This window comes from Bradyrhizobium sp. (assembly GCF_022844465.1).
Lineage (GTDB): Bacteria > Pseudomonadota > Alphaproteobacteria > Rhizobiales > Xanthobacteraceae > Bradyrhizobium.
Map to the genome: position 1 here is coordinate 1 of NZ_JALHLP010000027.1, position 25,099 is coordinate 25,099.

The window sequence follows — 25,099 nt, forward strand, 5'->3', positions numbered from 1 at the left end:
GCGCCCTTCGAGAGGTCGAGCACGCGGCCCTTGATGAACGGGCCGCGGTCGTTGATCACGACGACGACGCTCTGGCCGCGATGGGTCACCCGCAGCTTGGTGCCGAACGGCAACGAGCGGTGAGCCGCGGTCATGGCGTTCTGGTTGAAGCGCTGGCCGGACGCGGTCTTGTTGCCGGATTCATTGCCGTAGAAGGAGGCCACGCCTGCGAAGCTGCGTCCCGAGCCGATCGAGGCGTTGGCTTCCTGCCAGTTGGTCTTGACCTGCTGCGCCTGACCGGCGTGGTTTCGATGCTGCCTGGATTTTGCAGAAGCTTCGGTGAGGCCGCCACCGACCAGCAGAGTCGCGGCGATCAAGGCGAACGCCGTGCGCGACCGGGTTGCGCGGCCCGGTACGGCCTTGTTGATATCCAGCATTAAATAGTCCCCTTAGCGAGTATTGCCACATAAGTGACAAGTGGAACCCCCGTCCCAGCTACAGTCGCTGCGTGTGATGGCGCAATGCGGCGTGAATTGGGCAGTAATCCAGAATGTTTCCGGCTCTCATGTCTTATATGCCGTTCAGTTAATCCACCCATATTCCGTAATATTTTCGATTAAGGAATCATTAACCACTTCAATGCTTGTTATTACTCAGAATTAAAGTCATCGCGACCAGATGAAAGTCGTGCGCAAGTATTGCGGAAATCAAAGGCCGCCGGATCGGATTGTTTCCGCAGCGGCGGCATACAGGCGCGACACAACGCACGAGCCGCTGAAAACGGCGGTACCGACCAGGGTTTTGACGGCAGTGATTCGGGGCGAGGTATCGTCGAGAAAACAAGGTTCGATGGGCCTGCGGTTTGTCATGCGACAAGCCATCGCTCGCATGCTCCGTCATGTTGCACCTGCGCGCCCGCTATGTTAGCAAAGCCGCGATTTTAACGGTCCCGGCGCCTCGCGCGCCGGTCGAAAATCGAAGTCCCGCTTGAATTCCAAGGACTTGGATCGCTGGGCGCCGCTGGCTGTGGCGACGGTTTCCGCCTTGCGAGTTTGACAGCTGAAAGAGCGTGTCTGTGGCTGCAGAAGATCCGTCCGTTTCGGGAGTGTCAGGCCGCTATGCGACGGCCTTGTTCGAGTTGGCGCGCGACGAGAAATCCGTCGACGAAGTAAAGGCCGACCTCGATCGGTTTGCAGCGATGCTGGTCGAGAGCGCCGACCTCACCCGCCTCGTTCGCAGTCCGGTGTTTTCATCCGATGCCCAGTCCAGGGCGCTCGCCGCCGTGCTCGACAAGGCGGGAATCACCGGCACTGCCGCCAAGTTCCTCAAAGTCCTGACCGCCAATCGCCGGCTGTTCGCCGTTTCCGACGCGATCCGCGCCTTCCGCGCGCTGGTTGCGAAGTTCAAGGGCGAGGCGACCGCCGACGTCACCGTCGCCGAAGCGCTCAACGACAAGAACCTCGACGCCCTCAAGACCGCACTGAAATCGGTGACGGGCAAGGACGTCGCGCTCAACGTGAAAGTCGACCCCTCCATCATCGGCGGCCTTGTGGTCAAGCTCGGCAGCCGCATGGTGGATAGTTCGCTTCGCACCAAACTCAATTCGATCAAGCACGCGATGAAAGAGGCAGGCTGATGGACATCCGCGCCGCGGAAATTTCCGCGATCCTCAAGGACCAGATCAAGAATTTCGGCCAGGAGGCTGAGGTCACCGAAGTCGGACAGGTGCTGTCCGTGGGCGACGGCATCGCCCGCGTCTATGGCCTCGACAACGTCCAGGCCGGTGAAATGGTCGAGTTCGAGAACGGCACCCGCGGCATGGCGCTGAATCTTGAAACCGACAATGTCGGCATCGTGATCTTCGGCGCTGATCGCGAGATCAAGGAAGGCCAGACCGTCAAGCGCACCCGCGCCATCGTCGATACGCCCGTCGGCAAGGGCCTGCTCGGCCGCGTCGTCGACGCGCTCGGCAATCCGATCGACGGTAAGGGCCCGATCCAGTCCGACAAGCGCATGCGGGTCGACGTCAAGGCGCCCGGCATCATTCCGCGTAAGTCGGTCAACGAGCCGATGGCGACCGGCCTGAAGGCGATCGACGCGTTGATTCCGATCGGCCGTGGCCAGCGCGAGCTGATCATCGGCGACCGTCAGACCGGCAAGACCGCGATCGCGCTCGACACCATCCTGAACCAGAAGCCGCTCAACGCGCAGCCGGACGAGAACCTCAAGCTGTATTGCGTCTATGTCGCGATCGGCCAGAAGCGTTCGACCGTCGCCCAGTTCGTCAAGGTGCTGGAAGAGCAGGGCGCGCTGGAATACTCGATCATCGTCGCCGCCACCGCGTCCGATCCGGCGCCGATGCAGTACATCGCGCCGTTCACCGGCTGCACCATGGGTGAATATTTCCGCGACAACGGCATGCACGCCGTCATCATCTACGACGACTTGTCGAAGCAGGCCGTGGCCTACCGCCAGATGTCGCTGCTGTTGCGCCGTCCGCCGGGCCGTGAAGCCTATCCGGGCGACGTGTTCTACCTGCATTCGCGCCTGCTCGAGCGCGCCGCCAAGCTCAACAAGGATCAGGGCTCGGGTTCTCTCACCGCGTTGCCGGTCATTGAAACCCAGGCCAACGACGTCTCGGCCTACATCCCGACCAACGTCATCTCGATTACCGACGGCCAGATATTCCTGGAAACCGACCTGTTCTTCCAGGGCATCCGCCCGGCGGTCAATGTCGGCCTGTCGGTGTCGCGCGTCGGTTCCTCGGCGCAGACCAAGGCGATGAAGAAGGTCGCCGGCAAGATCAAGGGTGAGCTGGCGCAGTACCGCGAAATGGCGGCGTTCGCGCAATTCGGCTCCGACCTCGACGCCTCGACGCAGCGCCTGCTCAATCGCGGCTCGCGGCTGACCGAACTCCTGAAGCAGCCGCAGTTCTCGCCGCTGAAGATGGAAGAACAGGTGTGCGTGATCTGGGCCGGCACCAACGGCTATCTCGATGCGCTTCCGGTCAACAAGGTGCGCGCCTTCGAGGACGGCCTGCTGTCGCTGCTGCGCGGCAAGAACGTCGATATTCTCAACGGCATTCGCGACAGCCGCGATCTTTCCGACGATCTCGCTGGCAAGCTGAAGAGCGCGGTCGAAGGCTTTGCCAAGACCTTTGTTTGATTCATACCGTCATGGCCGGGCTTGTCCCGGCCATCCACGTCCTTGGACGTGGCGGAAAAGATAAGACGTGGATGCCCGGCACAAGGCCGGGCATGACGAAGCAGGGGTTAGCGGCCGGTTTGAAAAGCAGGTCGCCAGGGTGAACTGAGAATGGCTTCACTGAAAGACATGCGGGTCCGCATCGCCTCGACCAAGGCGACGCAGAAGATCACCAAGGCGATGCAGATGGTCGCCGCCTCGAAGTTGCGTCGCGCGCAGAACGCCGCCGAGGCGGCGCGGCCCTATGCCGAGAAGATGGATGCGGTGATTTCCAGCATCGCCTCCGCCGCCGCAGGCTCTCCCGGCGCGCCCGCGCTGCTGGCCGGCACCGGCAGGGACCAGGTTCATTTGTTCCTGGTCTGCACCGGCGAGCGCGGGCTGTCCGGCGCCTTCAACTCGTCGATCGTGCGGCTGGCCCGCGAGCGCGCGCTGTCGCTGATCGCCCAGGGCAAGGAGGTCAAGTTCTTCTGCGTCGGCCGCAAGGGCTACGAGCAGCTGCGCCGCACCTTTGACCGGCAGATTGTGGAGCACATCGAACTGCGTTCGGTGCGCCAGCTTGGCTTCGTCAACGCCGAGGATATCGTCGGCAAGGTTCTGGCGCGCTTCGAGGCCGGCGAGTTCGACGTTTGCACGCTGTTCTATTCGCGCTTCAAGTCCGTGATCTCGCAGGTGCCGACCGCCCAGCAGGTGATCCCGCTGGTGGTGGAAGCGCCTGCCGCCAACGCCGGTCCGGCCACGTCATACGAGTATGAGCCGGAAGAGGACGTGATCCTGACGCAGCTGTTGCCGCGCAATCTCGCGGTTCAGGTGTTCCGGGCGCTCTTGGAAAACAACGCTTCGTTCTACGGCGCCCAGATGAGCGCCATGGACAACGCCACCCGCAACGCCGGCGACATGATCCGCAAGCAGACCCTGATCTACAACCGAACCCGTCAGGCCATGATCACCAAGGAGCTGATCGAAATCATCTCCGGCGCCGAGGCGATGTAGCGGCGACAGGCACGATCAAACTGACGGTTGTCCAGCAATCAAGAATTCGAAGGAGAGAGTTTATGGCCACACCAGCCAACCAGACCGGACGCATCACCCAGGTGATCGGCGCCGTCGTCGACGTGCAGTTCGAGGGGCATCTGCCCGCCATTCTGAACGCGATCGAGACCCGGAACGGCGGCAACCGCCTGGTGCTCGAAGTGGCGCAGCATCTCGGCGAATCCACGGTTCGCACCATCGCCATGGACACCACCGAGGGCCTGGTCCGCGGTCAGGAGGTCACCGATACCGGCAACCCGATCATGGTGCCGGTCGGGGTCGGCACGCTGGGCCGCATCATCAATGTCATAGGCGAGCCGATCGATGAAGCCGGCCCGGTGGTCTCGGAAGGCTTGCGGGCGATCCACCAGGAAGCTCCGACCTATACCGACCAGTCCACCGAAGCTGAAATTCTCGTCACCGGCATCAAGGTCGTCGACCTCCTGGCGCCCTACGCCAAGGGCGGCAAGATCGGCCTGTTCGGCGGCGCCGGCGTCGGCAAGACCGTGCTGATCCAGGAACTCATCAACAACGTCGCCAAGGCCCATGGCGGCTACTCGGTGTTCGCCGGCGTCGGCGAGCGTACCCGCGAAGGCAACGACCTCTATCACGAGTTCATCGAATCCAAGGTCAACGCCGACCCGCACCACCCCGATCCCAACGTCAAGTCGAAATGCGCGCTGGTGTTCGGCCAGATGAACGAACCGCCCGGCGCCCGCGCCCGCGTCGGCCTGACCGGGCTGACGGTCGCCGAGCACTTCCGCGACCAGGGCCAGGACGTGCTGTTCTTCGTCGACAACATCTTCCGCTTCACCCAGGCGGGCTCGGAAGTGTCGGCGCTGCTGGGCCGCATCCCCTCCGCGGTGGGCTATCAGCCGACGCTCGCCACCGACATGGGCGCGCTGCAGGAGCGCATCACCACCACCCACAAGGGCTCGATCACCTCGGTGCAGGCCATCTACGTGCCGGCCGACGACTTGACCGACCCGGCGCCCGCGACCTCGTTCGCCCATCTGGACGCGACCACGGTGCTGAACCGCGCGATCTCGGAGAAGGGCATCTATCCGGCGGTGGATCCGCTCGACTCGACCTCGCGCATGCTGTCGCCGCTCGTGGTCGGCGAAGAGCACTACAACACCGCGCGCATGGTTCAGCAGGTGCTGCAGCGGTACAAGTCGCTGCAGGACATCATCGCCATTCTCGGCATGGACGAGCTGTCGGAAGAGGACAAGATCGCGGTGGCGCGTGCGCGCAAGATCGAGCGCTTCCTGTCGCAGCCGTTCTTCGTCGCCGAAGTGTTCACCGGCTCGCCCGGCAAGTTCGTCGATCTCGCCGACACCATCAAGGGCTTCCGCGCGATCTGCGAAGGCAAGTACGACCACCTGCCGGAAGCGGCCTTCTACATGGTCGGCACCATCGAAGAGGCCGTCGAGAAGGGCAAGCGGCTCGCGGCAGAAGCGGCTTAAGTTAGATATCGTCATTGCCGGGCTTGACCCGGCAATCCATCGTCAAGAAAATTTCTCTTGATGGACCCGCGGGTCAAGCCCGCGGGTGACAGCGGAAAGAACGGAAAGACCATGACTACCTTCCACTTCGATCTTGTCTCTCCCGAAAAGCTCGCCTTCTCCGGCGAGGTCGATCAGGTGGATATTCCCGGCATGGAAGGTGATTTCGGCGTGCTCGCCGGACACGCCCCTGTGGTCGCGGCGATTCGACCGGGCATTTTGACCATCACCGCCGGCGGCGCGCAGCAGAAGGTCATCGTGCTTGGGGGCCTTGCCGAAATGTCGGACAAAGGCCTGACCGTGCTCGCCGATGTCGCCACCTCGACGGCCGAACTCGACCGCGCACAGTTCGCCGAGGCCGTCGCCGAAATGGAAGCCAAGCTCGCCGAAAAGGAAGGCTCCGAACTCGATCACGCCATCGAGCGGCTCGACCACTTCAGGAGCATCCAGCACGAGCTTTCCGCGACGGCTATGCATTAAGCCCCGGGGCATCGCTCCGGGGCAGCATCAAGGCTCGAAGTTCCAGCGCTCGTCACCCCCGGTGTCGGGCGTTGCGCGCTTGTGGTCAGGCGCTTCCGCCACGCGAGCCGGTCCTGGTCGCATTAGACCGGCCCTCGACTTGATCTCCGGATTTGGCGGTGCCATGGACCTGCGCCCGATGGCCAGCTGCTGGAACAAGCTTCGGTAGCCCTGATAGCGGGCAGCCGAACGGGTACGTTCGCGCCCGCTCATGGTCAGCATTCCATTCTGGTCGTGCACCCGCCACTCCCAACTGCGGCGGCGCTTGGATATGATCAATTCCATCATGGGGGGCGGGACACCGTGGGCGCGGGCTGGTTCGAGCTGAACCGGTTACCGTTAGTCTGCGGTCGCGGCGAAAGGTTCGCGGAAGGGTAGGGGGTTGGGCGCTCAAGCGTGTCGCCGGCGCCCCCTGATAGACGGCGCGATCTACCGGGCATACGCCGCGAAAAGCCGCGCCACCGTCCGATATACCTCGCGCCGGAACGGCACCACGAGGTCGGCGACCCGGTCGAGCCGCTCCCAGCGCCAGGCGTCGAACTCGGCCGGCTGGCCGTTGCGCGGCGTCAGCGGGTCGATCTCTTCGTCGCGGCCGGTGAACCGCAGCGCGAACCATTTCTGCCGCTGGCCGCGAAACCGGGCGAGACGGTGGCTCGATGGCCCGTCATAGGGCGGAAATTCGTAAGTCATCCAGTCGGTCTCGCCGAGATGCCGGGCGTTGACCGCCCCCGTCTCCTCCCAGAGTTCGCGCATCACCGCATCGCGCGGATTCTCATCGGCGTCGATGCCGCCCTGCGGCATCTGCCATTCGAGGCCGGGAAGAATGATTTCCGGCCCGTCGTCGCGGAAGCGGCGGCCGATCAGCACCTTCCCTGAGGCGTTGAACAGCGCGATCCCGACATTGGGCCGATAAGGTTTATCGGACATGTTGACTGTCATTCCGGGGCGACGCAAAGCGTCGAACCCGGAATCTCGAGATTCCGGGTTCGCTTCGCGCCCCGGAATGACGTGCTTAGATGACGATAACTCCAGGCTGCCATGCTAACCGCCCGCAAGACTGGAGAATTCCTTGACGACACGCTCATAGACCGGGCGCTTGAACGGAACGATCAGGTTCGGAAGATTCTTCATCGGCTCCCAGCGCCAGCTGATGAATTCGGCCTTGTGGCCGCCGCCGGGACTCGCGACGTTGATCTCGGCGTCCTTGCCGGTGAAGCGCACGGCGTACCATTTCTGCCGCTGACCGCGATAGCGGCCCTTCCAGGCGCGGCCGGCCACGGTGCGGGGGATGTCGTAGATCAGCCAGTCCGGAATTTCGCCGAGCTTCTCCACCGAGCGGACGCTGGTTTCCTCGTACAATTCGCGCTTGGCGGCCTGCCAGGTGTCCTCGCCGGGATCGACGCCGCCCTGCGGCATCTGCCAGACGTGGGTTTCATCGACATGCTCGATGCCACCGGCGCGGCGGCCGATGAAGACCAGCCCCGCTGCGTTGATCAGCATCATGCCGACGCATGTCCGGTAAGGCAGGTCCTCGTAGCGCGTCATTCCGTCAGGGCTCCCTGGGGTCGCAACCGATCAGGCCGGCGCAGTCCGAAAGTTCCGGATCGGCGCCATCAGTTTGTTCTCTAGCCTGATTTTGATTTCAGCATCGCTGTTGTCAATGGCACAAGCATGATGCCGCGACTATCGAGCGTCTTGATCCAGGCCGCAATCCGATCGATGGAAATCGGCATAGCCGAGGCGACGCCGACCGCCAGTCCGCGCTCCCTGGCCAGCGTCTCCAGTTTCAGCAGCGTCCGGTCGATCTCCGCCGAAGTCGGCACCGCGTCGATGGTGAAATCAGCCTTCGCGAACGGCACTGATTGCGCCGCCGCCAGTGCCGGGGCGGAACTTCGCGGCGTGGCGCCGTCGTCGAGGTAGCCGAGCCCGCGCTGGGCTGCCTCACGCATGATCGGCTGCATCACGGCGTCGGTGGCCGCAAAGCGCGCGCCCATGAAGTTGGCGATTCCCGCATAACCCTGGAACCGGCTGAGATGCCAATGCAGGCGGTCGATGTTCTGCTCGGGCGTCAGCGAGGTCAGCAGGGTCTGCGGGCCGGGATCGTTGTCGGGATAATCGAACGGCTCCATGGGAATCTGCAGCAGGATTTCGTGCCGTTGCGCGCGGGCGCGCTCGGTCAGCCTGGCAGGGTCCGCGCCGTAAGGGGTGAATGCCAGCGTCACCGCCGGCGGCAGCTTCATGATGGCGTCGACCGTCTTGGCGGCGCCGACGCCGAGGCCGCCGACGACGATCGCGATCACCGGCATTTTTGCCGCCTTGGCGCGATCGGCTTCGGCCGCATAGATCGTGAACGGCTTCAGCCCATCGGCGATCACCGGGATCATGCCGTAGCGGGATTTTTCCAACAGCCGTGGATCGATCCCGATCGTCATCGCCGGGGGCGTGGTCTCCGCGCCGGCCCTGTCGCCTGCGCCGCCGCCAATCACGACCTCCTGGCGCTTGCCGCTGGAGCCGTCGATGATGGTGACGGTCTTGCTGTCGCTGGTCGCGGCTGGACCGGGGAGGGATTTCGCCGCCGGATCGGGCTGGCTCAAGGCCGCCGCGGGTTGTTTCTCGTCCCCGGCGGCAGGCTTGCGAAGGGCGACGCGCACGATCGGCTCGCCCCCCAGCGGATTGTCGGTGAAAAGGGCGACGGTGAGGAAAGCGACCAGGAACAGACCGAGCAGCACGGCCATCGCCTGGCCAGCGGTGAAAGGCAGCCGAAACCGGCGCTTGCGGCGCGGTGGCTTCTGTCCGAGTGGCCTGCTCAGCTCTTCGGTCGTTTCCGTCATGACCTCCCCGAATCAACCCGCCGACGATACCACGATGGGCCTGATTCGAGCGCCTGCGCCCGGCTTCGGACGGGGCTTCGGGAAAGCTGCGGACCGGCAAAAAAGGGCGACCCGAGGGCCGCCCTTTTACGCTCATCGGAGAGTCAAAGGATCAGTTGGCCTTGGCGGCAGGCTTGTCGATCGCCGCCTTGTCGCCGGTCGGTGCGGTCGCCGTAGCCTTGATGCCGTGCAGCAGGTCGGCGGCCGTCTTCAACGCCTTGTCGTCCTTGGCGTCCGGCGGCACGTAGGATTGCGAACCGGTCTTTTCGTCGCCTTCCGACTTCAGATGGCCGCGCAGCGAGGCCTCGCCCTTGGTGTCGGTCCGCGACTTGAGCTCGTCCGGCACGTCCTGCAGCACCTCGATGTCGGGTACGATGCCCTTGGCCTGGATCGACTTGCCCGACGGCGTGAAGTAGCGCGCCGTGGTCAGGCGCAGCGCGCCATTTCCACTGCCGAGCGGGATGATGGTTTGCACCGAACCCTTGCCGAACGAGCGGGTGCCGACAAGCGTGGCGCGCTTGTGGTCCTGCAGCGCGCCGGCGACGATTTCCGACGCCGAGGCCGAGCCGCCATTGACCAGCACGATGATCGGCTTGCCCTTGGTCAGGTCGCCCGAATGGGCGGCGCGGCGCTGGGTTTCCTCGGCGTTGCGGCCGCGGGTCGAGACGATCTCGCCGCGTTCCAGGAAGGCGTCGGAGACCGTCACCGCTTCCTCCAGCAAGCCGCCGGGATTGTTTCGGAGATCGATGATGTAGCCCTTCAGCTTGTCGCCGATCTGGTTCGACAGGTTGCCGATCTCGCGCTTCAGGCCCTCGGTGGTCTGCTCGTTGAACGTGGTGATTCGGATATAGGCGATGTCCTCGCGCTCGATGCGGGAGCGGACCGAGCGGACGCGGATGTTGTCGCGCATCAGGGTCACTTCGATCGGATTGTCCTGGCCCTTGCGGATGATCTTGAGACGGATCTTGGTGTTGACCGGGCCGCGCATCTTCTCGACCGCCTGGTTCAGGGTAAGGCCCTGCACCGCTTCGTCGTCGAGATTGGTGATGATGTCGTTGGCCATGATGCCTGCCTTCGAGGCCGGCGTGTCGTCGATCGGCGAAACGACCTTGATCAGGCCGTCTTCCATCGTCACCTCGATGCCGAGCCCGCCGAACTCGCCGCGGGTCTGCACCTGCATGTCGCGGAAGCTCTTGGCGTCCATGTAGCTGGAGTGCGGATCGAGCCCGGCCAGCATGCCTGAAATCGCTGATTCCACCAGCTTGCCGTCGTCGGGCTTTTCCACATAGTCGCTGCGCACGCGTTCGAACACGTCGCCGAACAGGTTGAGCTGGCGATAGGTGTCCGAGGTCGCGGCGCGCGCGCTCGATCCCATCAGCAGCACCGAACGTGGTTGCGTTACGAACAGCGTCAAAGCTGCGCCGGTGGCGGCGCTGAGAAGAATTATGGAAGTTTTGCGCATCATCCGCGAACCTTTTCGCCTTCATTTGCGGCCCACCATGGGCCCGAATCGATTGGAGTGCCGTCCTTACGGAACTCGACATAGAGCACCGGCTGGCTCGCGGTCGTCGCGAGGATGGATGCCACCTGGGACGTCGATCCCATGGTCGCCACCGGCTCCCCGGCGAGTACAAATTGGCCGATGTTTACCGAAATGCGCTCCATCCCGGCGATCAGGACATGATACCCGCCCCCGGCATTCAGGATCAAGAGTTGTCCATAGCTTCGGAACGGTCCGGCGTAAACAACCCACCCGTCACACGGGGTTGTGACCTGCGCACCTGGCCGGGTTGTCAAGGAAATGCCTCTTTCCACGCCACCCGCGCCATCAGAACCGCCAAAATCGCGAATCTTGCGGCCATTGACCGGAAAAGCGAACAGCCCCTTGGCGGAGGCGAACGCGACCGCCGGGCTCAGTCGGGCCGTGTCCTTCAGCGCCCCCAAATTGGGTTTGCCATTGCCGACAGAAGGGGCACCCTGCAGGCTGGCGGTTGCGGCGGCCTTGGCGGCGCTGTTGAGATCCTGCTCCATCTTCGTAATCAGGCCCTGCAGGCTGTCGACCTGTCTGGACAGGTTGATGGCGCGGGCGTTTTCGGCCTCCATGTCCTTTTCGAACGCGCTCTGCTTGCGTTGCCGCTCCTCCACCAGCGCGGCCAGCCGGACCTGGTCGTCTTTCAGCTTGTCGCGGTCGCGCGCCTGCGCGTCGCGCTCGGTGGCGATGGCCTTGCGCAGCGCGACCAATTCGCCGAGATCGGCGGTGAGCCGCTCCGCGCGCCCGCGCAGTTCGGGAACCACGGACCCGAGCAGCATTGCGGTGCGCAGCGACTGCAGCGCGTCCTCGGGCCGGACCAGCAGCGCCGGCGGCGTGCGCCGGCCGGCGCGCTGCAATGACGCCAGCACCTCGGCGATTTCGGAGCGGCGCGAATCGAGCGAAGTTCTCATCTGCTGCTCGCGGCTGTCGAGCGGGCGCAGCCGCGCTTCGGTTTCGCCGATCCGGGCCTCCACGCCGCGCACCTGGGCGGCGATGTCGATCAGTTGCTGATTGAGCTTGGAGCGATCCTGCCCGATGGCGGCGATATCGGCCTTCAGCTTCTGCTGCAACTCCGTCGCTTTGCGCTGCTGCTCCCGGGTGGCCTCGAGTTCCTGCTTGATGGCGTCGGGGGAGGCGGCGCTCGCCGGTTGCGCGGGGGCTGCCGGCTGGGCAACGGCCAGGGTCGGCAAAGCGGCAAGACTTGCGCCGAGCCATGTCAGGCAAAGCAGGACGGCTGCGGTCAGCGGCACGCCGCGCGCGGCGGTGTCGGGATATGTATGAATGTGCCGCGTTGAATGCATCCGGTCTATTCAGCGTTGCCGATGGTTGAGTTAGCCTGCCTGGGCGCGATGATAGGGGTGGCCCGCCAAAATGGTCGCGGCCCGGTAGATCTGTTCAAGCAGCATGACGCGAACGATCTGATGCGGCCAGGTCGCCGAGCCGAATGCGATGCGCAACTGAGCCTTGCGCTGCAAATCGGGCGAAAGTCCGTCCGCGCCGCCGATTGCAAAAATGGCGTTGGCGATCCCGTCATCCCGCCAGCGGCCAAGGTGATTGGCGAAGCTCGCGCTATCCATGTTGCTGCCGCGCTCGTCGAGCGCCACCAGCGCCGATTTCTCCGTGATCGCCGCGGCCATCGCCCCGGCCTCCTCGGCGATCCGGGCGGTGGCGTCGCGCGCGCGGCTCTCGGGAATTTCGTGAATCTCAAGGCCGCGAAAGCCCAGCCTGCGGCCGACATCTTCGAAACGCTCGCGATAGCGCTCTGCCAGTTCCCGCTCCGGGCCCTGTTTCAGCCGACCGATGCAGACCACCACGAGGCGCATGACGGGTTCCCTGCATGCGCGCGTCCACGCATGCAATTGCAGACGCGCCGACCGATTCGAAATCGGCCGAAAGCTCAGATCGCCTTCGCCGCCGCAGGGTTCTGCGTCCACAACCGTTCCAGATTGTAGAACTCGCGCACCTCGGGTCTGAAAACATGCACGATCACATCGCCGGAATCGATCAGCACCCAGTCGCAATTGGGCAGGCCCTCGACGTGGATGCTCTTGGCGCCGTTTTCCTTGAGGGCCTTGGTGACGTTCTCCGCGATCGCGCCGACGTGGCGGTTGGCCCGGCCGGTGGTGACGACCATGTAGTCGGAAAATGCGGATTTGCCGCGAAGGTCGATGGTGACGGTGGCTTCCGCCTTCATGTCGTCGAGGCGGGAGAGGATCATATCCAGCGTCTTGTTGGCGTCGGGCTGCGTCTTCAAGGCCGCAGCTGGCGTCGATGTCTTGCGCGCGGTCTTCGCTGGCTTGCCAAGAGCCTTGCCGGAAACAGCCTTGCCGGGAGCAACCTTGCCAAGGGCCTTACCAAGAGCCTTACCAAGCGAATTGCCAGCGGCGCTGGCAGGAGCCTTGCTCGAGGTTTTTCCAGCAGCCTTGCCGGCTGCCTTGGGTGAAGCAGACTTGGGTGAAGCAGACTTGGACAATACAGATGTGGCCAGGGACCATTCCTTTCACTGTATCGCGAACGCCGAATCCCGGCGCTCGCTGACTATACTAGGCATGTGGGGTTAACGGTTTCAATATTCCAGTGAGCCCCGCCTGCCGGTTCGAACCGAAATGTCACTTCTTTGCCTTCCAGCTGCCGTCCGGGTTCCGCAGCCCGCTCGATGACAGGTTCAGTTTCATGCCGGTGAGGAAAACCCACCCAGGGGCCGGCCGATCCGCCAGCCCGGCCGCCTGATTCTCGGGCGCCCGATAGCGGGCCATCGCCTGTGCAGCGGGCGCGGCCAGCGCCCGGAAACTCTGCGGCGGCCGGTCGACCACGGCGATCGGCACCGCGGAAGCGATGCGCCGCCAGTCCTTCCAGCGATGAAACTGCGCGAGGTTGTCGGCGCCCATGATCCAGACGAAGCGCACGCCGGACACGCGGCGGCGCAAATGAATGATCGTATCGACAGTGTAGCGCGTGCCGATGACGGCCTCGAGACAGCTGACATCGATGCGCGGATCATCGGCGACTTCGCGCGCGGCGCGCGCGCGCTCGAACATGGTGTTCAGACGGCCGCTATCCTTGAGCGGATTGCCGGGCGTCAGCAGCCACCAGACGCGGTCGAGCTTCAGCCGCTTGAGGGCAAACAGGCTGATGGCGCGGTGCGCCGCGTGCGGCGGATTGAACGAGCCGCCAAGCAGGCCGATACGCATGCCGTTGCTGTGCAGAGGGATGGCTTGCGCGGCTGATAGCGAGGACATCGGCCGGGTCACCGCGCGCGCGGGGTTGCGGTCACGGCCGGGTCTGCCCTGTTCCATGAACGCGGTATTTGAAGGTGGTCAGCTGTTCGGCGCCGACCGGGCCGCGGGCGTGGAATTTGCCGGTGGCGATCCCGATCTCGGCGCCGAAGCCGAATTCGCCGCCATCGGCGAACTGCGTCGAGGCGTTGTGCAGCACGATCGCGGAATCCACTTCGTTGAGGAACTTTCGCGCCGCGTCGGCATCATCCGTCACGATCGCGTCGGTGTGGCGCGAGCCGTGATCGCCGATATGCGCGATCGCCGCGTCGACGCCATCGACCACGCGCGCGGCGATGATAGCGTCGAGATATTCGGTGTCCCAGTCCTCGTCGGATGCGGGCTTCACCCGCGCATCGACCTTCTGCACGGCAGCGTCGCCGCGCACCTCGCAGCCGGCGTCGATCAGCATCGTCACCAGCGGCTTCAGCGCGGTCGCCGCCGCGGCGCGATCGACCAAAAGGGTTTCGGCCGCGCCGCAGACGCCGGTCCGGCGCATCTTGGCGTTCAGTACGATCGATTTCGCCATCTCCAGATCGGCGGATCGATCGACATAGATGTGGTTGACGCCCTCCAGATGCGCGAATACGGGCACCCGCGCCTCCGCCTCGACGCGGGCGACCAGGCTCTTTCCGCCGCGCGGCACGATCACGTCGATGCCGCCGTCCAGCCCGCCGAGCAGCAGGCCGACCGCGGCGCGGTCGCGCGTCGGCACCAGCGTGATGGCGGCCTCGGGAAGACCCGCCTTGCGAAGCCCCTGCACCAGGCAGTCGTGGATCGCGCGGCAGGAGCGATAGCTGTCGGAGCCGCCGCGCAGGATCACCGCATTGCCGGATTTCAGGCACAGCACCCCGGCGTCGGCGGCGACATTGGGGCGGCTCTCGAAGATCACGGCGATCACGCCGAGCGGCACCCGCACCCGCTCGATGGTCATGCCGTTCGGGCGCTGCCAGCTTTCGGTGACCGCGCCGACCGGGTCGGCGATCTCCCGCACGGTGGCGACGCCCTCGGCCATCGCCTCGATACGCGCCGGCGTCAGGGTCAGGCGGTCGATGAAGGCCGCCGTCGCGCCGCCGGCGCTGATTTCCGCGACATCCTCGGCATTGGCGGCGAGAATCGTCGGCGCCTGATCGCGGATCGCGCGCGCGATGGCGTCAAGCGCCCGGTTCTTCTGTTCCGGCGAGGCGAGCGCCAGCACCCGGGCCGCGGCGCGCGCCCGGACAGCAAGATCGTTCATCAGGGCGGGCAGATCGGCGTTGCCGTCGATTGCCTTCAGCGGCGCGGTCATCTCTGGGGTCTCGGGTCGTGAGTTAAGGCCATGTGCTAGCATGGAAATCCCGATCTTGCGAGGTCCCGGAACCGGGATAGCTGCCGAGGGTTCGAACTCGGCCAATGACCGAATCGGCGACGAGTCCGGCAAATCGGATCGGCTTGCACCGGAGAAGAATATCATTAAGTATCATTTTATGATATCGGGGAGCAGGTCATGGCGACGAGCTACAGCATCGGCAAACATTTTGAGGGGATGATCAAGACGCTGGTCGAAAGCGGTCGCTATTCTACGGCCAGCGAGGTCATGCGCGAAGGCTTAAGGCTGGTCGAAGAGCGTGAGGATCGACGCAAGGTGAAGCTTGAGGCGTTGCGCGCCGAGATCCAAAAGGGCTTCGACAGCGGTCCGGCCGAAGAGGTTGATATCTCCGAGTGGATGGAGAACATAAAGGTGCAAGGACGGCAAAGACTGGCAGCGCGAAAACGTGCCGAATAAATTTCGCAAGCTTCCGCAGGCCGACCTCGATCTCGATTCAATCTGGAATTTTATCGCGGCCGACGACAGCCGAGCCGCGGACCGGCTGATCGATCGCATTGGCAAAGTATTCCAGATGCTGGTTGAAAGTCCGTTGGCCGGACGCGAGCGCTCTGAACTAGGAAGAGACCTACGCAGCTTCCCGATTGGGAACTATGTTGTCTTCTACGTGCCGACATCCGACGGCATCGAAGTCATCCGGGTAATGAACGGCCGTCAGGACATCAGCGCGGACGATCTGGCGTAGCGCCCTCAAGCCGGATCGCTCTGCCGCGCCCCGCCCACCACCAGATCGTCGCGGTGGATCATTTCCGCCCGCCCGGAGATGCCGAGGATGACCATCACGTCAGGCGAGGAGCGGCCCTTGATCTTGTCGGCCTCCTCGGCGTCGTAGGCGACGAGGCCGCGGCCGATCTCCTGGGTATCGGGGCCGCGCACCACCACGGCGTCGCCGCGGGCGAACTGGCCGTCGATCCGGATCACGCCGGCCGGCAGCAGGCTCTTTCCGGCCCGCAACGCGGCGACCGCGCCGGCGTCGATGGTCAGCGTGCCCTTGGGCTCCAGCGAGCCCGCGATCCAGCGCTTTCGCGCGGTGATCGGGTTGGCCGGCGTCAGGAACCAGGTGCAGCGGCCGCCGTCGGCGATCGCCTGCAGCGGATGCGCGATCTTTCCGGAGGCGATCAGCATGTGCGTGCCCGAGGTGGTCGCGATCTTCGCCGCCTCGATCTTGGTGGTCATGCCGCCGCGCGACAGTTCGGATTCGGCTGCGCCCGCCATCGCCTCGATTTCCGAGGTCACGGTTTCCACGATCGGGATCAGCTTCGCGTCAGGGTTGGCGCCGGGCGGCGCGTCATAGAGGCCGTCGATGTCGGACAGCAGGATCAGGAGATCGGCGCTCGCCATGGTGGCGACGCGGGCGGCAAGGCGGTCATTGTCGCCATAGCGGATTTCGTTGGTCGCCACCGTGTCGTTCTCGTTGATGACGGGCACCGCCCGCCACTCCAGCAGCCTGGCGATGGTCGAGCGTGCGTTGAGATAGCGGCGGCGTTCCTCGGTGTCCTGCAGCGTCACCAGGATCTGGCCGGCGCCGATGCCGTGCTGGCCAAGCACTTCCGACCAGATCCGCGCCAGCGCGATCTGTCCCACCGCTGCGGCGCCCTGGCTCTCCTCGAGCTTGAGCGGCCCGCGCGGCAGTTTCAGCCGGCTGCGGCCGAGCGCGATCGCGCCTGACGAGACCACCAGGACGTCGCGGCCCTCGCCGTGCAGTCGGGCGATATCGGCCGCCAGCGCCGCCAGCCAGGCCGCGCGGACTTCGCCCGCGTCGGAATCGACCAGCAGCGAGGAGCCGACCTTGACGACGATGCGGCGGAAATCTGTGAGCGCGGGGCGTTTCATGGCGGCGGTCGATTGATGAGGATGATCGGAAGCAATACGCGCCGGTGGCCCGATTTGGAAGTGGCGCGGGCGCGCTTCGCGCGGGATCGGGCGTTATCGTTACGGCGTCGCCGGCGCCCACGGCTCGGCCTGGCCGCCTTTGGCCTTCAGCGACACCGGCGCTTCGCCGATCACCTCGACCAGCGCCCGCAACGCCTCGGGCATGCCTTCGCCGGTCACCGCCGAGATCAGCAGCGGCGTCTTGCCGGCGGCCCGCTTCAGGCGGTCCTTCTGCTTTTTCAACTCATCCGGCGTGACCGCGTCGATCTTGTTCAGCGCGACGATCTCGATCTTGTCGGCGAGCTGGCCGTCATAGGCTTCGAGCTCGGTCCGAACTGTCTTGTAGGCCTTGCCGGCGTGCTCGCAGGTGACGTCAATCAGGTGCAGCAGCACCCGGCAGCGCTCGACATGGCCGAGAAACCGGTCGCCGAGGCCGGCGCCTTCATGCGCGCCCTCGATCAGGCCGGGAATATCGGCAAGCACGAACTCTCGGCCCTGGGCGCTGACGACGCCGAGCTGCGGATGCAGCGTGGTGAACGGATAGTCCGCGATCTTCGGCTTGGCCGCGCTGACGACTGAGAGGAAGGTGGACTTGCCGGCATTGGGCAGGCCGACCAGGCCGGCGTCGGCGATCAGTTTCAGCCGCAGCCAGATCCAGCGCTCCTCGCCTTCCTTGCCGGGATTGGCGTTGCGCGGCGCGCGGTTGGTGGACGATTTGAAATGCGCGTTGCCGAAGCCGCCATTGCCGCCTTCGGCGAGCACGAATTTTTCGCCGAGCGTGGTGAAATCGTGGATCAGCGTTTCGCGATCCTCGTCGAAGATCTGGGTGCCGACCGGCACTTTCAGCACGATCGATTTGCCGTTGGCGCCATGGCGGTCCTTGCCCATGCCATTGGTGCCCTTCTGCGCCTTGAAGTGCTGCTGGAAGCGATAGTCGATCAGCGTGTTGAGCCCGTCGACCACCTCGATGATGACGTCGCCGCCGCGGCCGCCATTGCCGCCGGAGGGCCCGCCGAACTCGATGAACTTCTCGCGGCGGAACGCCACGCAGCCATTGCCGCCGTCGCCGGAGCGGATATAGACCTTTGCCTCGTCAAGGAATTTCATCGGCTACAGGTAGGGCAGGGGGACCCGTGCGGCAACCCTCAAGGCCCGTAAACATTGGCGAAAAGGCTTAATTTCCGGGTCTTCTTGCGGTTAGGTCGGCCGTCTTCGAACCAGGAACTTCTGCATCCCTTCCAGCACCAGCTCCCTGCGCTGGTTGAACACGGTCGAGCGCAGCGTGACCACGCCGGTGCTGCGGCCCGGGGTCAGCTCGGTCACCTCCAGCGCGGGATAGAGCGTGTCGCCGGCATAGACCGGCTTTAGGAACCGGCTCGATTGCTCGAGGAAGCCGACCAGCGATTCCTCGACCAGGTAAGGGAACAGCCCGGCGCCCGGCGCGGTATGGACCAGGGTCTGGAAGCCGTGCGCAAGCAAATCCGGCATGCCGCGGGCGCGGCAATATTCGACGTCGTAATGGATCGGATGGGTGTCGCCGCTCGCGGTCTGGAACGCGGCGAATACGGCCGAGGTCTGGGTCCGGCTCGGGATCACGAAGCGCTCGCCGAGCGTGAAGTCCTCGAACCAGCGCTGTTCGCTGACCATGCGGTGCCGGGCGGGGTCGAAATCGGTCATGATGCTTCCTGCGGTGGCGGATAGCGTTAGCGCAGCGATCGGGCTGCGACAATTGCTTCGCGGGGGTGCCAATCCCGGCCTTGTTCTCCTTTGCATGGGGTTGTTTTCGATATTTTATGCCCAGGCCCCTTGATGGACCGCTATGGACATCCCCGGCGTCTGCGTCTTTAAACCTCGCAGCAACAAGGAAGACGGAATTGGGACGGCGCGCGGGAGCGACGCCGCCCTTGTGACGGCCGCGTCCGGCCATGACGGGACATGTCTGGGATCGATGAGCCTGTTCGCCAAAATCTCCAGCTATGACGAGCGTTCCGCCCGACTTGCCGGCATCGGGCTGATGCTGCTGTCGATCTTCATGTTTTCGTTCGGCGACGCGCTCGGAAAATTCCTGGTCGCGACCTATTCGGTCGGTCAGCTGATGTGGCTGCGCGCCTGCGCGGCGCTGCTGCTGCTGCTGCCGCTGATCTGGCGGCAGCGTGCCGAATTCTCCCGGATCGAGCGGCCCTGGCTGCAGATGCTTCGCGTCCTGCTCTCGACGCTGGAAGTCGCCGCTTTCTTTCTCGCCACCGTCTACCTGCCGCTGGCCGACGTCATCACCTATTATCTGGCTGCGCCGATTTTCGTGACCGCGCTGTCCGGCATCGTGCTTGGCGAGCGGGTCGGCTGGCGGCGCTGGAGCGCAATCCTGGTCGGATTCTGCGGCGTGCTGATCGCGCTGCGGCCCACCACGCAAAGCGTGAGCTGGCCTGCGATGATCGCGCTCGGCGGCAGCCTGTCGTTTGCGTTCTTGATGCTGATCACGCGCTCGTTGCGAGCCACGCCGGATATCGTGCTGACGACGACGCAGTTCGGCGGCACGTTTCTGCTCGGCGCGCTGCTGTCGCCGATCGGCTGGGTGACGCCCACGATCGGCAGTCTGGCGCTGTTCGCCGCGGCGGGCGCTGTTTCGGTGGCCGCGCTGTTCTGCATCAACCGTTCGCTGAAACTGGCGCCGGCGAGCGTCGTGGTTCCCTATCAATATTCGATGATCGTCTGGGCGGTGATCTTCGGGTTCGTGGTGTGGGGCGACGTGCCGTCGATTTCGACCCTGGTCGGCGCCGCCATCATCATCGGCGCCGGTCTATATATCTTCCTGCGCGAACATCAGCTCGGGCGCGAGGAAACCGTGGTCAGCCCACCGGCGTAGCCACTTGCCCGTCTGTCTTCCCGGCCTTCGCAGGCACGACAGCGCGGTTGCCGCGCGTGCCTACCGCTCCCGCCTTGTCGATGCGCTCCAGTTCTTCAGCGAGGACCACACGCTGCGCGACAGGCGGAAGCGGTCGACCGGGGTCGATGATCCCAGCGCCTCGAAGCGGTGCAGCTCGACGCCGTTCCACTGGAAGCCGCATTTCTCCAGGATGTTGCGCGACGCCGGGTTGGCGACGCGGGCGCCGGCGATCAGATGCTCGGCATCGAACTCCTCGAAGAAGAAGTCGATCGTCGCGCGCGCGGCCTCGGTGCCGAAGCCCTGACCCCAGTGCGCGACGCCCAGCCAATAGCCGAGCTCCGGCGCAGCCGGCTCGCGCCAGTCGATCCCGACCATGCCGATCAGCGAATAATCTTGTTCGATCAGAAACACCGTCTCGCGCCGGTCGTCGGCGAGGGCGCGCACGAACTCGGTGGCGTGGTCCTGCGAATAGGGATGCGGCAGGCGACGGGTGTTCTCGGCAATGCGGCGGTCGTCGGCAAGGCGCGAGATCGCCGTGACGTCCGCAAGCGTCGGTTGGCGCAGGGTCAGCCGTTCGGTTTGGAGAATGCAGCTGTTTGCCTCGCGCAGGGTCGGGCTCTGAATATCCTGCAACATTGAGGGCTCCTTGGCAGATTTTTGATCACCGCGCGGGTCCTGACGGCACACGCGAAAAATCAAGAAAATAAAAAAGGGAGGCCGGTTTCCCGCCTCCCCTTGGAGCCCTTTTCGACTCCGCCGGTTCAACAGGACCCGGCGGACTCAAATCAATCCACCGTCTATTCGGCCGCCTCCGTCATCGGAACTACCGATACGAATGTGCGACCATTGGCTTTTGCGCGAAATTCGACATGACCTTCGACCTTGGCAAACAGAGTATGATCGGTGCCCATGCCGACATTATGACCGGGATGCCAGGTGGTGCCGCGTTGACGCGCGATAATGTTGCCGGGAATCACGTGCTCGCCGCCAAACGCCTTGATTCCAAGGCGCTTGCCCGCTGAATCACGTCCATTCCGCGATGAACCGCCTGCTTTTTTGTGAGCCATGGCCCGTCTCCGACTTCGTTAGGTTCTCTAGATCAATTCCATGACGGAATCATTTCAAATCTTGTCACGCTTCAACTTTTGATCGAAGCCGATCACTTCTTGCTCTTGCCCTTCGCGGCGGCTTTCTTGGCAGGCGCTTTCCGGGCCGGGGCTTTCCTGGCGGCGGGCTTGGCCGCGGCCTTCTTGGCAGTTTTCTTGGCGGGCACCTTCTTCTTGGCGGCTTTCGGCGCCTCGTCGCCCTCGGCTTCGGGCGCGACAACAACCTTCTCCCGCTTCGGCCGCGGGCCGATCGAAGGCTGCTTGTTGTCGGTCAGGATCTCGGTAACGCGAAGCACCGTGATCTCGTCGCGATAACCGCGCTTGCGGCGCGAATTCTTGCGGCGACGCTTCTTGAAGGCGATCACCTTCGGCCCGCGCTTGTGCTGCAGCACCTCGGCCGCAACGGTGGCGCCGGCCACCGTCGGCGTGCCCAGCACCGGCGTGTCACCGCCGACCACCAGCACTTCACCCAGCTGCACGATGGCGCCGACTTCGCCGGCGATCTTGCCTATCTCGAGCACATCATCCGGAACGACGCGGTACTGCCGGCCGCCGGTTTTGATGACTGCGAACATCGTTTTATTCCTTCGTGTTCGATCCCGTCCTCGGCAGCATCCCCAAAAGGATCAGGTCCGGGTCGGCTTTTTGGTCAGTCGGTATGGGTACGATTTTCGCGCGGGTCGGGAGCGAACCCCTCAAAATCGCGCAAAAACAAGCGGCGCGAGAAATCCCGCGCCGGATGCGGGGACTTATAGCCGCCGAACGCCACGAGTCAAGGAAAAGGCAGTCGAAAACCAGCCATAATGAAGGATTCCGAGCTCGGGAGGCCAGCACCGGATCGGATCGGGGAATGAGCCGACCTCCCTTGTTGGCTGCCTCCCGCCCCGCTCGATCCATGAAACAAAAGGGTTCCCCGCCCGTTGTCTGGACGAAAATCAACAGGGCAGGGGCAAATGGCAGACGACATCGCGACCAGCACGGGCATCGCGCACCACGGATCCACCCGCCTGCCGTCGGTCGAGATCGACAGTTTCAATATCGAACTGAAGGACGAGGACGGCTTCCTGGGCGACCGCGCCAGCAGGAGCGCATTTCGCAAGATCCTGGACGAGTTGCGCAAGCCGTTGAAGAAGAATGGCGACGATCCGCTCGGCAAACGCTCTACCGGCGAGATCGCCAAGGGTGAACTCGACGCAGCGTTGATAGGCGAAGACGTCGGCGCCGCGGCGCTGGTCCATGGCGCGATCGAGGAATTCGTGCAGGAACTGGCCTATGTGACGCGGCGCTTTCTGAAGACCAAGGCATGGGGAGATACCGAGCGTATCGTCGTCGGCGGCGGCTTCCGGCAGAGCAGGGTCGGCGAGATTGCGATCGCCCGCACCAGCCTCCTCCTCAAGGCGGAGGATTTCGACGTCGACCTGGTGCCGATCCGCTTTCACCCCGATGACGCCGGCCTGATCGGCGCGCTGCACCTGGCGCCGTCATGGATCTTCGAGGCCCATGACAGCATCCTCGCGGTCGATATCGGCGGCACCAATATTAGATGCGGTGTTGTGGAGACGGGCTGGAAGAAGGCGCCGGATCTGTCGAAGGCCGACGTATGGAAGTCCGAATTGTGGAAGCACGCCGATGATGAGCCGACTCGCGAAGGCGCGGTGAAGCGGCTGGTGAAGATGCTGAAGGGACTTATCACCGAGGCGGAGAACGAAGGGCTTAAACTCGCGCCCTTCATCGGCATCGCGTGTCCGGGCGTGATCAATGCCGACGGCTCGATTGAAAAGGGTGCGCAGAACCTGCCCGGCAACTGGGAGAGCAGCAAGTTCAACCTGCCGGCAAGTCTGGTGGAGGCGATCCCCAAGATCGGCAATCACGATACGGCTGTGCTGATGCATAATGACGGCGTCGTGCAGGGACTTTCCGAGGTTCCCTTTATGCAGGACGTCGACCACTGGGGCGTTCTGACCATCGGCACCGGCCTCGGTAACGCGCGCTTGACCAACCGCCACAAGAAGAATGGCAAAGAGACCGGCAAGGAGGTCAAGGAGGGCAAGAAGGCGAAAAAGGCCCGCGAATAGCGTGGTCGTCCAACTTGCTTTCGCGCGAGCGCTTCGCGCCGGGGCCGCGCCTCGCGAGTTCCCGCGCGGTCGCGCGGTAAGGTTGACCGGTTAGGTTAAGGGCGGGATCGCGTTGCCGTTTCCATCGGCCTGGCTACCGTTGTTTCGTCGCTCCGGCTGGCCGGCGAAGCCGCACTTCCCGGGCCAGTTTTTCAAAGCAGCGACACGGGACCGCCAGTTTTTTGTCGCGTCTGGCGGTCCCACCCTTCATCCTGAACAGCAACGCCGCTCAGCGCCAGCCGATGCGCGCAAAGAACGCCGCGATCTCGGCCGCGGCGCGGTCAGGGTCCTCGCGATGGGGAAAGTGGCCGACGTCCGGAAACATCGCGAGATCGAGATTTGTAAAGGTCTCGCCGAGCCGATCGGTCCATTGATAGGGAAACAGCGGATCGTGCTCGGCCCAGCGAACGCAGGTCGGAACGTCGATCGGCGGCGGCGCCGGGGCTTCGCCCTGCATCATCCTGACCCGGCCGGCATGGGCCGCGCGGTAATGCGCGAAGCCGCCGGCGAGATTTCCGGCCTTGAGGAAGTTGTCGGTGAAAGCCTCGAGATCGTCGTCAAAGACGTGGCTGCGATGCGACCAGGTTTTCAGGAAATGCCCGATGTAAAGCCGGCAGCTTTCGCGGCTGGCGCCGACCAGGGCCGGCGCCATCTCCATCTGGTGAAAGGATTGATACCAGATGTGATTGAGGCGCTCCGGCGCCGCCATCCGCGGCCCGATCCCGGGGTAGACGAAATCGAAGAAAAACAGCCCGGCGATGCGTTCCGGCGCCAGTCGCGCCAGCGGCTGCATCAAGGCGCCGCCGACGTCATGGCCGACGATGCCGGCCTGCGCGAGACCAAGCGCGTCCACCAGCGCCAGCATGTCGGCGGCCTGCTGGTCGGGGCCGAACAGCCCCTCGGGCTTGTCGCTGTCGCCGAAGCCGCGCAGGTCGGGAGCATAGAGCGTGAAGCGATCGGCGAGTCGCGTCATCACCGGCTCCCAGGTCAGCCAGAATTCGGGCCAGCCATGCAGCAACAGCAGCGGCCGCCCTGTGCCGATGCGGGCCACGTGCAACGCCGCGCCATTGGCCCGAACCGTCAAATGCTGCATTTTTTCCTCCATCTTGCCTCCCTGCGCGGCCATCGGATTTCTTGGCCCCGCGCCTTGTCTGCCCCGCCTTCCTCGCCTAGAACTCGGCCCGACCGCGGGCCGAATCCGACCCGTCATGGCGCCTGGAGAGGTGGCAGAGTGGTCGAATGCACCGCACTCGAAATGCGGCATAGGTGCAAGCCTATCGGGGGTTCGAATCCCTCCCTCTCCGCCAGTCTTCAAATTGTCCAGACAGCGCCCCTGATCTGCCGCGATCAGATCCAGCGCCGGACCCGGCGCCTGTAGTCCTCGAACTCATTTCCGAAGCGCGCGCGCAGGACGCGTTCCTCCGGCACGATCTGGAAGCGGTCGATGAAGAGACCAAAGGCGAGCACGACCACGAACGCCACCAGATTATCGAAGAGAGCCGCCGATCCGAACAGAACGAGGGCCATGCCTGAATACATCGGGTTGCGCGTGAGCCGGTAGATGCCTGTCTTCACCAGGGCGGAAACCTTCTCCGGGTGCAGCGGATCGACGGTTGTCCGTGCGCGGCGGAATTCAAGAACGCCCCAGGCCATCGCGGCGATGCCGATGGCGCCGAGCAGGCCTGACACGGCAAGCCGCCACGGCAACCCGAGCGTGAGGCTCTCGATCGCCCGTGCCCCGGCCCATTGCAGGCCCACGGCAAGACCGAGGAGGAGGGGCGGCGGAATCCGGTTCTCGAGCCAGCGCATGATGCCAAATTACCCGTGCCATCGACACGCCCGCAA

General features: G+C 64.4%; 27 protein-coding genes and 1 tRNA gene. 10 read left to right on the plus strand and 18 right to left on the minus strand.

Going from position 1 to position 25,099, the window contains the following annotated elements:
• Positions 1–416: septal ring lytic transglycosylase RlpA family protein (locus Q0D31_RS23295; protein WP_291856542.1), on the minus strand; the 416-nt coding region annotated here is incomplete at its 3' end.
• 638 nt (positions 417–1,054) lie between these two features.
• On the opposite strand from Q0D31_RS23295, the gene Q0D31_RS23300 reads away from it, so the two are divergent.
• The 5 genes from Q0D31_RS23300 to Q0D31_RS23320 all read left to right on the plus strand — a co-directional run bounded on the left by Q0D31_RS23300 (position 1,055) and on the right by Q0D31_RS23320 (position 6,197).
• On the plus strand, positions 1,055–1,615 hold the full coding sequence (locus tag Q0D31_RS23300; protein WP_291856543.1) for a F0F1 ATP synthase subunit delta: 561 nt from the start codon (positions 1,055–1,057) through the stop codon (positions 1,613–1,615).
• Positions 1,615–3,144: a F0F1 ATP synthase subunit alpha gene (atpA, locus tag Q0D31_RS23305; protein WP_291856544.1), complete on the plus strand. Its 1,530-nt coding sequence runs from the start codon at positions 1,615–1,617 to the stop codon at positions 3,142–3,144. Before Q0D31_RS23300 ends, atpA begins: the two co-directional genes overlap by 1 nt.
• A gap of 150 nt (positions 3,145–3,294) precedes the next feature.
• A complete protein-coding gene (locus Q0D31_RS23310) occupies positions 3,295–4,173 on the plus strand; it encodes a F0F1 ATP synthase subunit gamma (protein WP_291856545.1) in 879 nt (292 codons plus the stop codon).
• Positions 4,174–4,235: 62 nt separating this feature from the next.
• Positions 4,236–5,678: a F0F1 ATP synthase subunit beta gene (gene atpD / locus Q0D31_RS23315; protein WP_291856546.1), complete on the plus strand. Its 1,443-nt coding sequence runs from the start codon at positions 4,236–4,238 to the stop codon at positions 5,676–5,678.
• 111 nt (positions 5,679–5,789) lie between these two features.
• Positions 5,790–6,197 (plus strand): F0F1 ATP synthase subunit epsilon, encoded by a 408-nt coding sequence (locus Q0D31_RS23320; protein ID WP_291856547.1) that lies wholly within the window; start codon positions 5,790–5,792, stop codon positions 6,195–6,197.
• Positions 6,198–6,665: 468 nt separating this feature from the next.
• Here Q0D31_RS23320 and Q0D31_RS23325 read toward each other — a convergent pair whose 3' ends face one another.
• The 9 genes from Q0D31_RS23325 to Q0D31_RS23365 form a co-directional block, all read right to left on the minus strand.
• Positions 6,666–7,163: an RNA pyrophosphohydrolase gene (locus Q0D31_RS23325; protein WP_291856548.1), complete on the minus strand. Its 498-nt coding sequence runs from the start codon at positions 7,161–7,163 to the stop codon at positions 6,666–6,668.
• Positions 7,164–7,277: 114 nt separating this feature from the next.
• Positions 7,278–7,781, minus strand: a complete 504-nt coding sequence (locus tag Q0D31_RS23330) for an RNA pyrophosphohydrolase (protein ID WP_291856549.1) — start codon at positions 7,779–7,781, stop codon at positions 7,278–7,280.
• A gap of 80 nt (positions 7,782–7,861) precedes the next feature.
• Positions 7,862–9,067 (minus strand): divergent polysaccharide deacetylase family protein, encoded by a 1,206-nt coding sequence (locus tag Q0D31_RS23335; protein WP_291856550.1) that lies wholly within the window; start codon positions 9,065–9,067, stop codon positions 7,862–7,864.
• Between the two features lie 151 nt (positions 9,068–9,218).
• Positions 9,219–10,571 (minus strand): S41 family peptidase, encoded by a 1,353-nt coding sequence (locus Q0D31_RS23340; RefSeq protein ID WP_291856551.1) that lies wholly within the window; start codon positions 10,569–10,571, stop codon positions 9,219–9,221.
• Complete coding sequence (locus Q0D31_RS23345; RefSeq protein WP_291856552.1) at positions 10,568–11,938, minus strand: peptidoglycan DD-metalloendopeptidase family protein; 1,371 nt, start codon at positions 11,936–11,938, stop codon at positions 10,568–10,570. The genes Q0D31_RS23340 and Q0D31_RS23345 overlap by 4 nt, the downstream gene beginning before the upstream one ends.
• Before the next feature lie 30 nt (positions 11,939–11,968).
• A complete protein-coding gene (rlmH, locus tag Q0D31_RS23350; protein WP_291856553.1) occupies positions 11,969–12,460 on the minus strand; it encodes a 23S rRNA (pseudouridine(1915)-N(3))-methyltransferase RlmH in 492 nt (163 codons plus the stop codon).
• Between the two features lie 74 nt (positions 12,461–12,534).
• Positions 12,535–12,891, minus strand: coding sequence for a ribosome silencing factor (rsfS, locus tag Q0D31_RS23355; protein WP_291856554.1), 357 nt, complete (start codon positions 12,889–12,891; stop codon positions 12,535–12,537).
• 355 nt (positions 12,892–13,246) lie between these two features.
• On the minus strand, positions 13,247–13,876 hold the full coding sequence (locus Q0D31_RS23360; RefSeq protein WP_291856555.1) for a nicotinate-nucleotide adenylyltransferase: 630 nt from the start codon (positions 13,874–13,876) through the stop codon (positions 13,247–13,249).
• 31 nt (positions 13,877–13,907) lie between these two features.
• Entirely contained in the window at positions 13,908–15,200 is a 1,293-nt protein-coding gene (locus Q0D31_RS23365) for a glutamate-5-semialdehyde dehydrogenase (protein ID WP_291856556.1), read from the minus strand.
• A 198-nt stretch (positions 15,201–15,398) separates the two neighbouring features.
• On the opposite strand from Q0D31_RS23365, the gene Q0D31_RS23370 reads away from it, so the two are divergent.
• The gene (locus Q0D31_RS23370; RefSeq protein ID WP_291856557.1) at positions 15,399–15,677 is read left to right on the plus strand and encodes a type II toxin-antitoxin system ParD family antitoxin; all 279 of its coding nucleotides are present in this window, start codon (positions 15,399–15,401) and stop codon (positions 15,675–15,677) included.
• Entirely contained in the window at positions 15,667–15,963 is a 297-nt protein-coding gene (locus Q0D31_RS23375; RefSeq protein ID WP_291856559.1) for a type II toxin-antitoxin system RelE/ParE family toxin, read from the plus strand. Before Q0D31_RS23370 ends, Q0D31_RS23375 begins: the two co-directional genes overlap by 11 nt.
• 5 nt (positions 15,964–15,968) lie before the next feature.
• On the opposite strand, the gene proB is transcribed toward Q0D31_RS23375, so the two are convergent.
• From proB to Q0D31_RS23390, 3 genes are all read right to left on the minus strand, one after another.
• The gene (gene proB, locus Q0D31_RS23380; protein ID WP_291856561.1) at positions 15,969–17,111 is read right to left on the minus strand and encodes a glutamate 5-kinase; all 1,143 of its coding nucleotides are present in this window, start codon (positions 17,109–17,111) and stop codon (positions 15,969–15,971) included.
• Positions 17,112–17,210: 99 nt separating this feature from the next.
• Positions 17,211–18,257 (minus strand): GTPase ObgE, encoded by a 1,047-nt coding sequence (gene obgE, locus Q0D31_RS23385; RefSeq protein WP_291856563.1) that lies wholly within the window; start codon positions 18,255–18,257, stop codon positions 17,211–17,213.
• Between the two features lie 90 nt (positions 18,258–18,347).
• A complete protein-coding gene (locus tag Q0D31_RS23390) occupies positions 18,348–18,827 on the minus strand; it encodes a MaoC family dehydratase (RefSeq protein WP_291856565.1) in 480 nt (159 codons plus the stop codon).
• Between the two features lie 271 nt (positions 18,828–19,098).
• Between Q0D31_RS23390 and Q0D31_RS23395 the strand changes: the two genes are divergently transcribed.
• The gene (locus Q0D31_RS23395) at positions 19,099–20,013 is read left to right on the plus strand and encodes a DMT family transporter (protein WP_291856567.1); all 915 of its coding nucleotides are present in this window, start codon (positions 19,099–19,101) and stop codon (positions 20,011–20,013) included.
• A 60-nt stretch (positions 20,014–20,073) separates the two neighbouring features.
• Here the strand turns inward: Q0D31_RS23395 and Q0D31_RS23400 are convergent, their stop codons facing one another.
• The 3 genes from Q0D31_RS23400 to rplU form a co-directional block, all read right to left on the minus strand.
• Entirely contained in the window at positions 20,074–20,670 is a 597-nt protein-coding gene (locus Q0D31_RS23400; RefSeq protein WP_291856569.1) for a GNAT family N-acetyltransferase, read from the minus strand.
• 161 nt (positions 20,671–20,831) lie between these two features.
• Positions 20,832–21,101 (minus strand): 50S ribosomal protein L27, encoded by a 270-nt coding sequence (gene rpmA / locus Q0D31_RS23405; RefSeq protein ID WP_291856571.1) that lies wholly within the window; start codon positions 21,099–21,101, stop codon positions 20,832–20,834.
• Between the two features lie 92 nt (positions 21,102–21,193).
• Positions 21,194–21,715: a 50S ribosomal protein L21 gene (gene rplU / locus Q0D31_RS23410; RefSeq protein ID WP_291856573.1), complete on the minus strand. Its 522-nt coding sequence runs from the start codon at positions 21,713–21,715 to the stop codon at positions 21,194–21,196.
• 378 nt (positions 21,716–22,093) lie between these two features.
• Here rplU and Q0D31_RS23415 point away from each other — a divergent pair, with 378 nt between their 5' ends.
• The gene (locus Q0D31_RS23415) at positions 22,094–23,215 is read left to right on the plus strand and encodes an ROK family protein (protein ID WP_291856575.1); all 1,122 of its coding nucleotides are present in this window, start codon (positions 22,094–22,096) and stop codon (positions 23,213–23,215) included.
• Between the two features lie 268 nt (positions 23,216–23,483).
• On the opposite strand, the gene Q0D31_RS23420 is transcribed toward Q0D31_RS23415, so the two are convergent.
• The gene (locus Q0D31_RS23420; protein ID WP_291856609.1) at positions 23,484–24,347 is read right to left on the minus strand and encodes an alpha/beta hydrolase; all 864 of its coding nucleotides are present in this window, start codon (positions 24,345–24,347) and stop codon (positions 23,484–23,486) included.
• Positions 24,348–24,471: 124 nt separating this feature from the next.
• Here Q0D31_RS23420 and Q0D31_RS23425 point away from each other — a divergent pair.
• Positions 24,472–24,561: transfer RNA gene (locus tag Q0D31_RS23425), tRNA-Ser, on the plus strand.
• A gap of 40 nt (positions 24,562–24,601) precedes the next feature.
• Here Q0D31_RS23425 and Q0D31_RS23430 read toward each other — a convergent pair.
• Positions 24,602–25,063, minus strand: a complete 462-nt coding sequence (locus Q0D31_RS23430; protein WP_291856577.1) for an isoprenylcysteine carboxylmethyltransferase family protein — start codon at positions 25,061–25,063, stop codon at positions 24,602–24,604.
• Between the last annotated feature and the right edge of the window lie 36 nt (positions 25,064–25,099).

What these genes read in the sequence shown, in the direction of transcription:
- atpA (WP_291856544.1), top strand. Translation starts at nt 1,615, where the DNA reads ATGGACATCCGCGCCGCGGAAATTTCCGCGATCCTCAAGGACCAGATC.
- Q0D31_RS23310 (WP_291856545.1), top strand. Translation starts at nt 3,295, where the DNA reads ATGGCTTCACTGAAAGACATGCGGGTCCGCATCGCCTCGACCAAGGCG.
- atpD (WP_291856546.1), top strand. Translation starts at nt 4,236, where the DNA reads ATGGCCACACCAGCCAACCAGACCGGACGCATCACCCAGGTGATCGGC.
- Q0D31_RS23320 (WP_291856547.1), top strand. Translation starts at nt 5,790, where the DNA reads ATGACTACCTTCCACTTCGATCTTGTCTCTCCCGAAAAGCTCGCCTTC.
- Q0D31_RS23325 (WP_291856548.1), bottom strand. Translation starts at nt 7,163, where the DNA reads ATGTCCGATAAACCTTATCGGCCCAATGTCGGGATCGCGCTGTTCAAC.
- Q0D31_RS23330 (WP_291856549.1), bottom strand. Translation starts at nt 7,781, where the DNA reads ATGACGCGCTACGAGGACCTGCCTTACCGGACATGCGTCGGCATGATG.
- Q0D31_RS23335 (WP_291856550.1), bottom strand. Translation starts at nt 9,067, where the DNA reads ATGACGGAAACGACCGAAGAGCTGAGCAGGCCACTCGGACAGAAGCCA.
- Q0D31_RS23340 (WP_291856551.1), bottom strand. Translation starts at nt 10,571, where the DNA reads ATGATGCGCAAAACTTCCATAATTCTTCTCAGCGCCGCCACCGGCGCA.
- Q0D31_RS23345 (WP_291856552.1), bottom strand. Translation starts at nt 11,938, where the DNA reads ATGCATTCAACGCGGCACATTCATACATATCCCGACACCGCCGCGCGC.
- rlmH (WP_291856553.1), bottom strand. Translation starts at nt 12,460, where the DNA reads ATGCGCCTCGTGGTGGTCTGCATCGGTCGGCTGAAACAGGGCCCGGAG.
- Q0D31_RS23360 (WP_291856555.1), bottom strand. Translation starts at nt 13,876, where the DNA reads ATGTCCTCGCTATCAGCCGCGCAAGCCATCCCTCTGCACAGCAACGGC.
- Q0D31_RS23365 (WP_291856556.1), bottom strand. Translation starts at nt 15,200, where the DNA reads ATGACCGCGCCGCTGAAGGCAATCGACGGCAACGCCGATCTGCCCGCC.
- Q0D31_RS23370 (WP_291856557.1), top strand. Translation starts at nt 15,399, where the DNA reads ATGGCGACGAGCTACAGCATCGGCAAACATTTTGAGGGGATGATCAAG.
- proB (WP_291856561.1), bottom strand. Translation starts at nt 17,111, where the DNA reads ATGAAACGCCCCGCGCTCACAGATTTCCGCCGCATCGTCGTCAAGGTC.
- obgE (WP_291856563.1), bottom strand. Translation starts at nt 18,257, where the DNA reads ATGAAATTCCTTGACGAGGCAAAGGTCTATATCCGCTCCGGCGACGGC.
- Q0D31_RS23390 (WP_291856565.1), bottom strand. Translation starts at nt 18,827, where the DNA reads ATGACCGATTTCGACCCCGCCCGGCACCGCATGGTCAGCGAACAGCGC.
- Q0D31_RS23395 (WP_291856567.1), top strand. Translation starts at nt 19,099, where the DNA reads ATGAGCCTGTTCGCCAAAATCTCCAGCTATGACGAGCGTTCCGCCCGA.
- Q0D31_RS23400 (WP_291856569.1), bottom strand. Translation starts at nt 20,670, where the DNA reads ATGTTGCAGGATATTCAGAGCCCGACCCTGCGCGAGGCAAACAGCTGC.
- rpmA (WP_291856571.1), bottom strand. Translation starts at nt 21,101, where the DNA reads ATGGCTCACAAAAAAGCAGGCGGTTCATCGCGGAATGGACGTGATTCA.
- rplU (WP_291856573.1), bottom strand. Translation starts at nt 21,715, where the DNA reads ATGTTCGCAGTCATCAAAACCGGCGGCCGGCAGTACCGCGTCGTTCCG.
- Q0D31_RS23415 (WP_291856575.1), top strand. Translation starts at nt 22,094, where the DNA reads ATGGCAGACGACATCGCGACCAGCACGGGCATCGCGCACCACGGATCC.
- Q0D31_RS23420 (WP_291856609.1), bottom strand. Translation starts at nt 24,347, where the DNA reads ATGCAGCATTTGACGGTTCGGGCCAATGGCGCGGCGTTGCACGTGGCC.
- Q0D31_RS23430 (WP_291856577.1), bottom strand. Translation starts at nt 25,063, where the DNA reads ATGCGCTGGCTCGAGAACCGGATTCCGCCGCCCCTCCTCCTCGGTCTT.